Source organism: Pseudoalteromonas sp. bablab_jr010, from assembly GCF_016464105.1.
GTDB classification, from domain to species: Bacteria; Pseudomonadota; Gammaproteobacteria; order Enterobacterales; family Alteromonadaceae; genus Pseudoalteromonas; species Pseudoalteromonas simplex.
The window spans coordinates 1-12,742 of the sequence record NZ_JACDWV010000098.1 but is presented as its reverse complement, the minus strand read 5'-3'; the positions used below and the strand labels follow the sequence as shown (position 1 = coordinate 12,742).

Below are 12,742 nucleotides of genomic sequence, written 5' to 3'. Positions count from 1 at the left end.
TTTGTTTATGATATCAAATGGCGGAGTGGACGGGACTCGAACCCGCGACCCCCGGCGTGACAGGCCGGTATTCTAACCAACTGAACTACCACTCCGCAGTGGTATGTGCATGGGGTAATGCACTTAATTTGTTTATGATATCAAATGGCGGAGTGGACGGGACTCGAACCCGCGACCCCCGGCGTGACAGGCCGGTATTCTAACCAACTGAACTACCACTCCGCAGAGATATCATTGTTATTACTTAATTTGTTGGCGGAGTGGACGGGACTCGAACCCGCGACCCCCGGCGTGACAGGCCGGTATTCTAACCAACTGAACTACCACTCCGCGATACAAATTTTGTAATAAAATAGCGTTTAAATAGTGGCGGAGTGGACGGGACTCGAACCCGCGACCCCCGGCGTGACAGGCCGGTATTCTAACCAACTGAACTACCACTCCGCAGTATCTAATGCTATTTATTTTTCCTATTGGCGGAGTGGACGGGACTCGAACCCGCGACCCCCGGCGTGACAGGCCGGTATTCTAACCAACTGAACTACCACTCCGCAAAGGAAAATGTTTTACAACCATAAGTTGTGTAAGTAATTGGCGGAGTGGACGGGACTCGAACCCGCGACCCCCGGCGTGACAGGCCGGTATTCTAACCAACTGAACTACCACTCCAGCGCATACTTACAAATTGTCGAAAATTGGCGGAGTGGACGGGACTCGAACCCGCGACCCCCGGCGTGACAGGCCGGTATTCTAACCAACTGAACTACCACTCCACATTTTCGTTGCTGACTGAGTCTCCCCTGACAGCGGCGTGAATAATACGAATCACCCTCTAGTTCGTCAAGGGGTTTTTTGTATTTTTACAGGTTTTTTAGTCATCTGACATCGAAAGGTTTAAAATTTCACCTGATTTATCATTTTTTGAGCCGTTTTTGCCAACTTCATTTTCATTCGTTGCTTGCTCATCATTTTCGGTTTGATTTTTTTTCTTTAAAAACGGTAATGAAATTTTAAATTTCAGCGGTTTCTTCTGAACAAAAATTCTAATTGCCAGCCAACCTAATAAAAGTACGGTTAAATTTCCAACAACAATTAAGGTCACCATCAGCATGGTGGACGCTTTTTGTTCTTCTTCAATAATTCGTTGTTGCTCTGCTTGCGCTTCTAAATCAATTTCTGGGCGAACAATTTCTGGTACAGCTTCAATTGGTCGCTCAATTTCAAATTTATACGTCGGTAACGTCGCCATAAATTCACGGTCATTTATGTTGCTACCAAATACAGAGAGCTCAACACTGTATCGTCCCCAATCATAATTTTTAATGGCCAGTTCCCGTGTTTGCGATTTATCAGCATCTAAAGAGAACATTTGCTCTTCATTATTAGGGTAATAAATTTTCCCTTGAATGAGCACAGTTTCTGGTTTGACGATTTCAGGGTTTAAGGTGATTGTTAAAATGTGGTCATCTTCATCTTGCTCAGCAAGGGCTATTTCATAATCAAAAGGCGGCTCATGCACGACTATCGGTTTTTGCACCACGGTACGCTTTAGTATAGGTGTTTCTATATATAGCTCTGGCTGCCACTCACCTGCCGGAAAGACCAGTTTAAACTCACCGGTAAACACACCATCAAGCGGACGCTCATCAAAGCCACGGCCATCATCTTTAAAGTCAGTAACACTTTGCGTACCTGCACCAAAGTTTGCGTAATCACTATTATTAGTGCTGACAAAATCAACGTGCAAACTGATCACATCTCTAAACTGACCAACTTCTATTGGCTCACCGTCATTTAATACGCGGCCCGTTAGTTTTACTGTTTCGCCACGAAACAGCATGGGCGGGAGTGGATCAACATTAAGCTCTATTTCACCCAGCACCATAATACGGCTATCAGGCAAGATACTGCCGACCACTTGCCAGGGGCCTGGCATTGGGTTGCTTATCGTTACCAAGTCATAGCTCAATTCATCATACCAGTCGAGGTCATCATTTTTAACTGAGTCAGTTGCATAATACTTAGTGCCGTCAGGGCGAACTAACACAACGGCAGGGGCACCGCGCTTACGAAAGAAGAGTAAAGTTACTTTATCGATTTTGTGATCGATACGAAAACGGTTCTCTAGCAGGGGAATTTCATTTTGCACCCCATCACGTTCTAATGGGGTTATTTTATTTTGCTCGTTGGCAAATCCCGTGAAGGGAATTAAACACACTAATCCTGCTAGTAGCTGTTTTCTCATTTTATTACCTTATTCTGCACGCCATAAGCATTGGCCACCCTTTGCAACCAAGTCTAAACGTTCTTCGTGAGCGGCGTGCTCTTGTTCTGTTGCTCTTAATACCACAAGCGGTGCTCTATCAGCACTCAGTCGGCGAATACCACCCGTTTGTTGGGTTGAGCCTTCATCTTTATTTTGATTAAGGTTCAGCTTTACTTGTCCACCCGTCATCGACAGGTAAACATCGGCTAGGATCTCAGAATCCAGTAATGCGCCGTGTAAAGTACGCTTTGAGTTATCAATATCGTAACGACGACAAAGTGCATCAAGGTTATTCTTTTGACCTGGGTGCAAGTCACGCGCCATTTTTAACGTATCAAGTACACTACATACATCGGCAGTATTAGGAAAACCTTGATTTAACAATGCAAACTCATTGTCCATGTGGCCGATATCGAACGCTGCGTTATGAATAACAAGCTCAGCGCCACGAATATACTCTAAAAACTCATGGGCAATTTGATGGTACAGGGGTTTATCACGCAAAAATTCATTGGTGATACCGTGTACGTCTATTGCTTCTTCTTCTATCTCACGTTGTGGATTGATATACACATGAAAGTTGTTGCCAGTAAGACGGCGATTTACAAGTTCAACACAACCGATTTCAATAATGCGGTGGCCTTGCTTTGGGTCAATACCCGTGGTTTCTGTATCTAAAACTATTTGTCTATGTGCCATATCGTCTTAAGCCTGACTCTGGTATCTTTCTATATTCACTTTATTGTACACAATATCAAGGTAAAACAGTGCAGAAAACCGTAGAGATTTACACCGATGGATCATGTTTAGGAAATCCAGGGCCTGGAGGGTATGGCATCGTGATGCGATACAACGGTCACGAAAAGCAATTAAGCCAAGGCTATACCCTAACAACCAATAATCGGATGGAAATGCTCGCTGCTATCGTTGCACTTGAAACCCTCACCCGCTCTTGTAATGTCATTCTGACAACCGATAGCCAATATGTGAAACAAGGTATTGAGTCATGGGTTGATAATTGGAAAAAGCGCGGCTGGAAAACCGCGGCTAAAAAACCAGTTAAGAATGTCGATTTATGGAAACGACTAGATGCTGCCTGCCAACAACACAGCATAGAATGGCGTTGGGTAAAAGGTCATAGCGGCAATAAATACAATGAGATTGTTGACGATCTTGCCCGCGAAGCAGCTGGCAGCGATCAATTACTTGAAGACACAGGTTACGACGGTAATTAAAAGCCCCTTGAAATAAACTTGGCGCAGGTCGTTTTATATTTTTGTTATATGTTATAAGATTTGGCTATAACGAAATATAAAGGATTCATTATGGCTCTGCGCATTCACTCTTTTTTTCATCAACAAAGCGCCACTCTCTGCTACTTAGTCAGTTGCGAAAGCACTAAGCAGTGCTTGCTAATTGATGCGCCAGCTGATTTTGATATGCCAAGTGGTGAGTTAAGTTTTATCACAGCCAATGAGATCATCAGCTACATAAAGACTGAGCAGCTGACATTGCAATGGCTACTTGAAACTCATGCCCATGCTGACCATATCACCGCAGCAAGTTACATAAAGCAGCAATTACAAGACACACACCCTTGTAAACTCGGCACGGGTAAAGGGATCACACAAGTGCAACAGCACTTTAGCCAACTTTATAATCTTAATATACCATGTAATGGTGAACCTTTTGATGCGTTATTTGCTGATAAAGCACTATTTCAGTTAGGTGATTACACAGTAGATGTGATTGCCACACCGGGCCATACCCCTGACAGCGTGTGTTTTCACATTGATGGCAATGTATTTGTTGGTGACACCTTCTTTATGCCAGACAGTGGCACAGCCCGCTGTGATTTCCCAGGAGGCAGTGCCGGTGAGTTATATGACTCACTACAGCGAATTTTAGCGTTTCCTGACGATACGGTACTTTGGATGTGTCATGACTATCAACCAGATGGCCGTCCGCTGGCGAACAAAACCACAGTGAAAGAGCAGCGTGAGCAAAACATTCATTTAAAAGGCGATAAACAAAGCTTTATTGCGACTCGGGAAGGCCGCGATGCAACCTTAGCGGTACCAAAGCTGTTGCACCCTTCTATTCAATTAAATATTCGTGCAGGTCAGTACCCAAGCAAAACAGGTACGCAACAACACTATTTAGCTATCCCGCTCACAGTGCTGCTTTGATGTTTGCCTGAGCCCTGCTCCTTTCACTGGCGAAAATTGCGGCCTTGCATGCCATTTAGGTTTAATTGGTGTCAGCGGGGCCACACGTTTTCGAGCCACCAGCATATACACACTGCCCATTGGCTTTAAATATTGCTGGCCAAAACTGCGCCACGCCGCAAAACGTGACAAACGGTTGCCTCTTGCAAGCGATGAATGGATAAATCGCTCGTCCGAAATAATCTCAAAGCCTAATAGATTCAACCAGTCTTTTACTCGTGATGGCGTAAAAAAGCGTCCTGTCCAAGGTAACTTTTGGCGACTAAAAGGTAAAAGCTGCGCCAAGCCACACAAGCTAAACGGATTAAAGCCCGTGATCACCAGATAACCACCGGGAATTAAAGTACGATGTGCTTCGCGTAAGATGTGGTGTGGATCAGAATGATATTCTAAGCAATGCGACAATATGCAAGCATCAACACTGTGCTCATAAAAAGGTAGCTCGTCTACATCAGCAATAACACCGGTAAATAACCCCTGCTCTGCGACACAAACTTGATGCTTTATAGGACTTTCACTGGTTGCCAGCTCACCACTTAAATTACCAAGTTTGAGCATGTGATAGCCAAACATGCGTGGCAGCCATGGCGTTAGCTTACGTTCAATTTCAGCACGTAAATAGTCACCATGAGGGAACTGCTGCCAAGTGTATGGCTTAGGACCTTCTTGAAAACTAAGGGCTGGTTTCATTTTCTGAGCTCGTTATACTGTGTGTTAACTGTCACTTTATAGAGCAATTAAACATGGTGCAAGTTAAAGCAATTAAAGCCTTTTCTGATAATTACATCTGGTGCATCAGCAATGAAGCTGAGCAAACAGCCTGGGTCGTCGACCCCGGTCAAGCAGAGCCTGTTTTAAACTATCTGAGCGAGCATAACTTAACACTTAGCGGTATTTTGATTACTCATCACCATTATGATCATACCGATGGTGTGGCTGCACTGGTTAAGGAATTTCGTGATATTCCGGTTTATGGGCCAAGACATAGCCCTTTTAAAGGTATTACTCATGGCGTATCAGAAGCGGATAAAGTCACTGTGTATGATTACACCTTTACCGTGCTTGCAACACCTGGTCATACCCTAGACCATATTTGTTACATTAACGACGAATTAAGTTTTACTGGCGACACCTTATTCAGTGCTGGCTGCGGACGATTATTCGAAGGCAGCGCAGAACAAATGTGGCACTCGTTATGTAAACTAAGAGCCCTGCCAGATGAGTGTAAAATCTACTGCACCCATGAATACACGCAAGCCAACTTAGCCTTCGCAAAAGCTGTAGAGCCAAATAACGAATACCTTCTCAACTACAGTGATGAAGTTGATACTCTGCGCGCCAAAGACGAAATAAGCTTGCCAACCCAGTTAGGCGTGGAAAAACAAATAAATCCATTTTTACGTAGCAATATAGCAACAATCACTGATGAGCTGCCTGATGAGCTAAAAATTAATTTGGATCTGAATGAACCTTGGCAACGCTTTGCAGGTCTCAGAGCCTGGAAAGATAACTTTTAAAAAACGTAAACGCCGGTAGTTACAATTTTGTATATTTAGATCAGCATCTTGCAATAATAAGCTGACATAAACTGGTCATAAAGTGGCAATATGTTCTCAGAGCAGGTAATATTCGCCGAGTTTTTTTACCTGATGTATGGGTATATATGTATAAGTCTCCTTTAGTTTTATCACTTGCGCTGATTTTAAGTGGCTGTCAATTGACAGCTTCTGATTCAGCAAGTACAGATGTTGCGAGCAATAATGTTGAGCAACAATTAGACGGCGCAAGTCCGAGCGATATCAATGATGCATTGATGATCAACGCTCAATATCAACAATTAACCGATATTGATGAGCCGCCTCCTGTATTTGATGATGTATGGGAACGTATTCGCTATCAGCTTTCGATTGATGTGCCACAAAACCGCCCAGTTGTTGCTGAGCGTAACTATTATGCGCGTCATCAGGCCTATTTAGATCGTATCTCTAAGCGAGCTGAGCCTTACTTATACTTTATTGTAGAAGAAGTCGAAAAGCGTCAGATGCCAATCGAAATCGCACTTTTACCTATTGTGGAAAGTGCGTTTGATCCATTTGGTTATTCACATCGCAGTGCTTCTGGCATTTGGCAATTTATGCCACAAACCGGTGAGCGTTTCGATTTAAAACAAAACTGGTGGTATGACGGTCGCCGTGACATTGTGCAATCGACCCGTGCAGCGCTAGATTATTTATCATATTTACACAAAACCTTAGAAGGCGATTGGCTAAATGCCATTGCAGCCTATAACTCAGGTGAAGGTCGTTTACTGCGTGCCATTAAAAAGAACCGTAAAAAGCATTTACCAACGGATTTTTGGTCACTTGATTTACCAAGAGAGACCACTGCCTACGTACCTAAGCTGTTAGCGCTGTCTGATCTGGTAAAACGCAGTGACGAATTTGGTGTTAAGTGGCAGCCAATAATTAATGCTCAAGTCGTTGAAGCAGTTAATGTAGGGAGCCAAATTGACTTAGCACTTGCCGCTGACATGGCAGGCATTAGCTTAACAGAGCTTTATCGTTTAAACCCTGGCTTCAATCGCTGGGCGACGGATCCTAATGGCCCACACTTTTTATTATTACCGTCTGATAAAGTTGAAGCGTTTACTGACAAGCTAGCTAAAACAGAGCAAAAAGACCGCCTACGCTGGCAGCAATATATTGTTGCGCGCGGTGACAGTTTATCTGTGATTGCGAAGAAGTTTTCGACAAGCACAAACGCGATTAAAACACTGAATAAGCTTTCATCGAATACTATTCGTGTTGGTCAGCAATTACTTGTGCCACTAAGCGATGGTGAGATTAATAGCCAGCATTTACCAAAGTCAGTGCGTATGGCAGCTAATAAAGCAACACGTAAAAAACTTAGCCATAAAGTGGCCAGTGGCGATACACTGTGGGATATCAGCCGTGAGTACGATGTCACCATAGCTGAACTTGCAACATGGAATAAGCTGAAAAAAGACGCGGTACTGCGTGTTGGTCAAAAGCTAACTGTGTATAAACAGGAAAAGTCGCAACTTGCTGCTACACAAATCAAAGAGCGCACCATTACCTATAAAGTTCGTCGTGGTGACTCGTTAGCGCGCATTGCTGCTAAGTTTAATGTGTCTGTAGAAGATATTATTAAATGGAATTCATTAGCTGGGCAAAAATACATTCAACCTGGGCAAAAGCTTAAATTAAAGGTTGATGTTCGAAGCGCTTAATTGCTTAATTGCTTAATTGCTTAATCTAATATCAAAAAAAAGAGCGCCTAATGGCGCTCTTTGTCTCTCTCATTTAGTATTTATGCTTCAAAGTCCATAAGTGTAATAACTCATTGGCAATGGTCGCTGCAGCAATCGCTGTTAGTTCACTTTGGTCATAGGATGGAGATACTTCAACCACATCCATACCGACCATATTAATGCCTTTCAATGCACGAAGTACTTTGAGTACTTTATCGCTGGTTAAGCCACCACATACTGGAGTGCCTGTCCCTGGAGCGAATGCGGGATCAAGGCAGTCAATATCAAAGGTTAGATACACAGGTAAGTCACCCACACGTGCTTTAATTTGCTCTGCGATATCTTGTGCAGGCAAATCATTAGCTGCCATTGCATCAATCACTGCAAACTCATGTTTGCTTTGATCAAAATCAGTACGAATACCGATTTGAATACTGTGATCAACATCAATAAGCCCTTCCATCGGCGCATGATAAAACATGGTACCGTGATCATAGCGAGAGCCATTGCTGTAAGTATCTGTATGGGCATCAAAATGCACTAATGCCATCTTACCATATTGCTTAGCATGGGCACGCAGTAGCGGCAAAGTCACAAAGTGGTCGCCACCTAAACCTAATAATGTTTTACCTTGACGAAGAATTTGCTCAGCGGCTAATTCTAACTGCGCGGTAAAATATTCTGGGTCGCCTACTGGGTAAGTAAAATCACCCGCATCAGCTAATTTTAAACGCTCAAACAACGGAAACGTCCATGGGTACTTGGTTTCTTCCCATGCCAGGTGCACTGAAGCTCGACGAATTGCGTCAGGCCCTAAACGTGCACCAGGGCGACCTGAGGTCGCCAAATCAAAGGGTAAACCTAGCACCACTACATCCGCATCGATTGCAGTGATGTTTTGCACCATCGGCTGACGTAAAAACGTCATGCCGTTTGAATATAATGAATGATCTGTGTGGTCAAACAATGTCGACATTGCTTATAACTCTTCTAAATAAGTGTAACCATTTAAGCCAGTTTGCAGCTCATCTAATACGCTTTGCTGCTCAGTTTCTGGCAATTTAGCTGCCACCAGCTGGGCGTAAGACTGCTGGAAGCTTTCTACATCTAAATGTACGTAACGCATCATGTCTGCAACGGTATCACCTTCGTTAACTTCAGTGATTTGCGCTTGACCTTGCTCATCCATTTTTATAATTGCACTGTGTGTGTCGCCAAATAAGTTATGCATATCACCTAAAATCTCCTGATAAGCACCCACTAAGAAAAAGCCCATTAAGTAAGGTTTTTCTTCGCTAAATGCTGGCACAGGTAATGTGCTTTCAATACCTTGACCGTCTACATAGTGCTCCATAGCACCGTCTGAATCGCAGGTAATATCAAGTAACACGGCGCGTTTTTGTGGTGCTTCTGTTAAACCACTTAGCGGTAGAACAGGAAACACTTGGTCAATACCCCATGCATCCGGTAATGACTGGAACAATGAAAAGTTCACAAAAAACTTATCTGCTAAACGCGCATTTAATTCATCAATAATCGGGCGATGAAAACGGTTTTTGTTATCCATATGTTTGTTAAGTTCATAACATACACGTAAGTTAACTTGCTCCGCCCATGCTCGCTCTGTTAAATCTAACAAACCAAGTGCAAACTGATTATGTGCTTCGGCTAAATCGCCTTGGCTATCGTGATAGATTTCGATTAATGCACGGTCGTCATTGTCATCACTTAACTGCTGCCATGATGTCCACATGTTTTTTAATAATAGTGGTGCATCAGCGGCTGGCGCTTGAATGTCTTCAGGTACATAGCTTTCGGTGCCGATAACATTCGAAATCAATACAGCATGGTGCGCTGTTAACGCACGACCTGACTCAGAAATAATGCGCGGCATTGGCTGCTCATATAACTTACAGGTATCACCAATGGTGTATACGATGTTATTAGCGTATTCACTTAGGCTGTAGTTCATTGAGTTATGTGACTGGCTACGAGTACCGTCATAATCTACCGCTAAACCGCCACCCACATCTAAGCAATCGATTTGTGCACCTAATTTACGTAACTCACAGTAAAAACGCGCAGCTTCACTCACACCTAAACGAACATCGCGGATGTTTGCCATTTGCGAGCCAAGGTGAAAGTGTACAAGTTGGATCAGATCAAGTTGATCAGACGCTTTTAAGCGATTGACCACACTGAGTACTTGCGATGCCGACAAACCAAATTTTGATTTTTCGCCACCACTTGCTTGCCACTTGCCCTTACCTTGCGACGCTAAACGTACACGAATACCAATGCGTGGCTTTACGTTTAACTCTTTTGCTTGGCTAAGCACCATGTCTAGCTCAGACAGTTTTTCAAGAACAATGTAAACCTTGTGGCCTAGCTTTTCGCCAATCAATGCTAAACGAATGTATTCTTGGTCTTTGTAGCCATTACACACAATGACAGCACTGGTTTTTTCTGCCATTGCTAATACAGTTAATAGCTCAGGTTTACTGCCCGCTTCTAGGCCCAATTGTTTCTTTTCAATATCAGCTTGGCTTGCAACAATTTCTTCAACAACTTCACGCTGTTGGTTTACTTTAATTGGGTAAACAAGCAAATAGTCTTTCGGATAACCATAATTTTCAATCGCCGTGTTAAATGCCTGACATAAGCTATGTACACGATGATGTAAAATTTGTGGAAAACGAACCAACGCAGGCAAGCTTAAGCCTTTGTCTTGTAACTGCTGTGCGATATCAATTAGTGCAATGGTTTGCTCTGGGGCATGGGCCTTTGGCGCAACATACACATCACCTTGATCATTAATACCAAAGAAACCTTGGCTCCAATGACGAACATTGTAACTCGTGCGAGCTTGTTCTAGTGATGTTGTTTCTTTCATCTATCTTTCTCTTTTATTTTAGTAATGCCGAAATCGGCAAGGGTTGTTGCCGCGCATTAAAAGAAAAATAGTGACTCAAGTCCAACAAGAATTTTTACTCGTAACGAGTGATTTTTGATGTGAAAAGCTAATCAACATCCCTAAATGTTTTTAAACCATATTTCAAGGGACAGTCACTGAAAATAGTATTTAATAGGATCACATTTAAAGGGACAGTCACTGTAGAATATATGTACTGGTAAATTACCTTTTCATATTGATTTTAATGGGCTGGTATTACTTTTGTGATTTCATCAGCGGCTGAAGAATTTGACCCTAACCATCTCCACGCTTCATATTGCTCGTTATCATGCCAAGTAATACCTATGTACTCTTGCCAGTTTTCGAAGTCTTTTGTGCGATATTTTTCAACCCCGCAACCTCCTGCGCCAAAAGAGGTGCGGCAAATTCTTATAGTGAGATAGGTGCCATCAAAATTCAGCTGCGATTGCTTATCAGCGCAAATACTTAAAGGACGAGTAGGAAATATAAGAATAACTTTTGTTTTTATAGTGCCATTATGGTTGAAGACACCAGAAAGACTGTAGCATGAGTTTAAATAGAGCTTAGTACTATTAATAATAAGGTCTGGTTGCCTACTCTGAGAAGTAATGGATACCTGTGAACTATCACCACAAGCAGCAATCAGAAAGAGCGTAACAAAGCCCAATAGTTGTAAGGTGAATTTATAAATAAAGATGACCTCACTAAAACATAGCTTACCACCTAAATTACTGATTTAGCCCAAGCTCCATAAACAAACTTTGTGGATTTTCGTTGTAATTACCAAACGGACCACAACGATTAAAACCTAAGTTTTCATATAAGCTAATTGACTCTGTTTGTTTAGGACCTGTTTCAAGACGAATAAGCGGTATTAGTTGCTCACCAGCTTGATGTAATAATATCTGCATAATTCGACGTGATAACCCTTTACCACGGTAGCTTGGTTTTACATATAAGCGGCGGATTTCACCATAAGGAGGGTTGCCTTCTTGCATAACGATTGCGCCGCATGCAACGATACCATCTTCATTTTTTAAGCCTATAGCATAAACATTAGGCTCAGCTAGCTCTTCAACACTTAAAGATTGAGCGGTAGCAACAGGGTATAGTGAGTTTATGAGTCGGTCTATATCAGAAAACACGCTTACTACTTCAGGATCATGTGGATTTAAATCGACTAACTGCATAAAACTCCCATTTTTATATGTCTTTTTTGTTAACTATGTGAACAATAGTATCGGATATTTCCATTATCCTCTACTGTAGTTTTCAATAATGATTTTATAGGTACTGTTCGGACCGACATACTATCTCTAAGTTCAACAGTATGTAACCAAAAAAACGCCAAGTTGATAAAAACTAAAGTCTAAACTACACCACACCATTCAAGGTTAATAATTTATACCTATAGATTTTTTACCAGAGATCACTTCAGAGTTCGTAAAGCCTTTTTAAAGGGACAGTCATTTAAAACCAACAACTATTGTATTTTTAAAATCTGAAGGCAGTGATTTAAAAATATAAAGGTTGAGTCAAAAAAATTACTAAACTTATTCTGTATTTATGTTTAGCTAGTGTGCTTCAGAGAGAATAGAGCTTTGACTTTAGCCTTCTAGGGCTAATTATTTCAAACAATTAAATTTAAAGCGTGAAGATACTAGCGATTTGAAATCACGTTAAAATAAACCTAGAAACTTAACTCGCTAATAAAATTCGGCTATTTGTAATGTTACTTCGTCGCTTGCGAGCTGTTTTAATACAATAACTTTCAATAGCACCCACTCGACCTGCAGCTCCATGAAATAAGTTTTCAAACTGAGTTGTTAGCGTTAACCAGTTTTCAGCTTCGAAATTCAGTCTTTCAAGAATAGGAGGTAAATGATGCTCTATATATCCCAGCTTATCCGCGCTGATACAACGCCCAGTTTGCTCCACAAGTAGCAGGTATGACTTTAACTCAAAAGGTATTCCCTTTGATTTATACTTACTCATGCCACCAATAAAACGAGCTAGTAATTTAGGTTGCTTTGACTCCTTCG

11 protein-coding genes, 7 tRNA genes and 1 pseudogene are annotated in these 12,742 nt (G+C 42.2%); 4 read left to right on the top strand and 15 right to left on the bottom strand.

The genetic code is table 11. The features are described 5' to 3' along the window. Positions 1-18: 18 nt before the first annotated feature. The 9 genes from JIG37_RS09985 to dnaQ all read right to left on the bottom strand — a co-directional run bounded on the left by JIG37_RS09985 (position 19) and on the right by dnaQ (position 2,965). Positions 19-95: transfer RNA gene (locus JIG37_RS09985), tRNA-Asp, on the bottom strand. 50 nt (positions 96-145) lie between these two features. Then, positions 146-222: transfer RNA gene (locus JIG37_RS09980), tRNA-Asp, on the bottom strand. 31 nt (positions 223-253) lie between these two features. Next, positions 254-330 (bottom strand) — tRNA-Asp (locus JIG37_RS09975). 37 nt (positions 331-367) lie between these two features. Continuing rightward, positions 368-444, bottom strand: a tRNA-Asp gene (locus tag JIG37_RS09970). A gap of 30 nt (positions 445-474) precedes the next feature. Next, positions 475-551 (bottom strand) — tRNA-Asp (locus tag JIG37_RS09965). Positions 552-592: 41 nt separating this feature from the next. After that, positions 593-669, bottom strand: a tRNA-Asp gene (locus JIG37_RS09960). A 27-nt stretch (positions 670-696) separates the two neighbouring features. Then, a tRNA-Asp gene (locus JIG37_RS09955) sits at positions 697-773 on the bottom strand. 98 nt (positions 774-871) lie between these two features. After that, on the bottom strand, positions 872-2,245 hold the full coding sequence (locus JIG37_RS09950) for a TIGR03503 family protein (protein ID WP_166338919.1): 1,374 nt from the start codon (positions 2,243-2,245) through the stop codon (positions 872-874). Positions 2,246-2,254: 9 nt separating this feature from the next. Beyond that, positions 2,255-2,965, bottom strand: coding sequence for a DNA polymerase III subunit epsilon (gene dnaQ, locus JIG37_RS09945; protein ID WP_119852045.1), 711 nt, complete (start codon positions 2,963-2,965; stop codon positions 2,255-2,257). Between the two features lie 68 nt (positions 2,966-3,033). On the opposite strand from dnaQ, the gene rnhA reads away from it, so the two are divergent. Both rnhA and JIG37_RS09935 read left to right on the top strand, forming a co-directional pair. Beyond that, positions 3,034-3,501 (top strand): ribonuclease HI, encoded by a 468-nt coding sequence (gene rnhA, locus JIG37_RS09940; protein WP_138601837.1) that lies wholly within the window; start codon positions 3,034-3,036, stop codon positions 3,499-3,501. A 90-nt stretch (positions 3,502-3,591) separates the two neighbouring features. Next, positions 3,592-4,455, top strand: coding sequence for an MBL fold metallo-hydrolase (locus JIG37_RS09935; RefSeq protein WP_166338921.1), 864 nt, complete (start codon positions 3,592-3,594; stop codon positions 4,453-4,455). Here the strand turns inward: JIG37_RS09935 and JIG37_RS09930 are convergent. Then, positions 4,426-5,184, bottom strand: a complete 759-nt coding sequence (locus JIG37_RS09930) for a class I SAM-dependent methyltransferase (RefSeq protein WP_054551627.1) — start codon at positions 5,182-5,184, stop codon at positions 4,426-4,428. The two genes, JIG37_RS09935 and JIG37_RS09930, sit on opposite strands and share 30 nt — an antisense overlap. Before the next feature lie 53 nt (positions 5,185-5,237). Here JIG37_RS09930 and gloB point away from each other — a divergent pair, with 53 nt between their 5' ends. Together gloB and JIG37_RS09920 are read left to right on the top strand one after the other, a co-directional pair. After that, complete coding sequence (gene gloB / locus JIG37_RS09925) at positions 5,238-6,011, top strand: hydroxyacylglutathione hydrolase (RefSeq protein ID WP_138601833.1); 774 nt, start codon at positions 5,238-5,240, stop codon at positions 6,009-6,011. 146 nt (positions 6,012-6,157) lie between these two features. Further along, positions 6,158-7,744, top strand: a complete 1,587-nt coding sequence (locus JIG37_RS09920) for a LysM peptidoglycan-binding domain-containing protein (protein WP_138601830.1) — start codon at positions 6,158-6,160, stop codon at positions 7,742-7,744. 73 nt (positions 7,745-7,817) lie between these two features. On the opposite strand, the gene speB is transcribed toward JIG37_RS09920, so the two are convergent. The 5 genes and pseudogenes from speB to JIG37_RS09895 form a co-directional block, all read right to left on the bottom strand. Next, positions 7,818-8,741, bottom strand: a complete 924-nt coding sequence (gene speB / locus JIG37_RS09915; protein ID WP_166338923.1) for an agmatinase — start codon at positions 8,739-8,741, stop codon at positions 7,818-7,820. A gap of 3 nt (positions 8,742-8,744) precedes the next feature. Further along, complete coding sequence (gene speA / locus JIG37_RS09910) at positions 8,745-10,658, bottom strand: biosynthetic arginine decarboxylase (RefSeq protein ID WP_135924153.1); 1,914 nt, start codon at positions 10,656-10,658, stop codon at positions 8,745-8,747. Positions 10,659-10,920: 262 nt separating this feature from the next. Beyond that, positions 10,921-11,367, bottom strand: coding sequence for a hypothetical protein (locus tag JIG37_RS09905; RefSeq protein WP_199529286.1), 447 nt, complete (start codon positions 11,365-11,367; stop codon positions 10,921-10,923). Between the two features lie 61 nt (positions 11,368-11,428). Then, positions 11,429-11,890, bottom strand: a complete 462-nt coding sequence (locus JIG37_RS09900; protein ID WP_054551633.1) for a GNAT family N-acetyltransferase — start codon at positions 11,888-11,890, stop codon at positions 11,429-11,431. 508 nt (positions 11,891-12,398) lie between these two features. After that, positions 12,399-12,742: pseudogene (locus JIG37_RS09895) on the bottom strand (transposase); the annotation flags it as partial.

Bases quoted from the DNA above. Each gene is read 5' to 3' on its own strand.
- JIG37_RS09950 (WP_166338919.1), bottom strand. From the start codon at position 2,245: ATGAGAAAACAGCTACTAGCAGGATTAGTGTGTTTAATTCCCTTCACG.
- dnaQ (WP_119852045.1), bottom strand. From the start codon at position 2,965: ATGGCACATAGACAAATAGTTTTAGATACAGAAACCACGGGTATTGAC.
- JIG37_RS09935 (WP_166338921.1), top strand. From the start codon at position 3,592: ATGGCTCTGCGCATTCACTCTTTTTTTCATCAACAAAGCGCCACTCTC.
- JIG37_RS09930 (WP_054551627.1), bottom strand. From the start codon at position 5,184: ATGAAACCAGCCCTTAGTTTTCAAGAAGGTCCTAAGCCATACACTTGG.
- gloB (WP_138601833.1), top strand. From the start codon at position 5,238: ATGGTGCAAGTTAAAGCAATTAAAGCCTTTTCTGATAATTACATCTGG.
- JIG37_RS09920 (WP_138601830.1), top strand. From the start codon at position 6,158: ATGTATAAGTCTCCTTTAGTTTTATCACTTGCGCTGATTTTAAGTGGC.
- speB (WP_166338923.1), bottom strand. From the start codon at position 8,741: ATGTCGACATTGTTTGACCACACAGATCATTCATTATATTCAAACGGC.
- speA (WP_135924153.1), bottom strand. From the start codon at position 10,658: ATGAAAGAAACAACATCACTAGAACAAGCTCGCACGAGTTACAATGTT.
- JIG37_RS09900 (WP_054551633.1), bottom strand. From the start codon at position 11,890: ATGCAGTTAGTCGATTTAAATCCACATGATCCTGAAGTAGTAAGCGTG.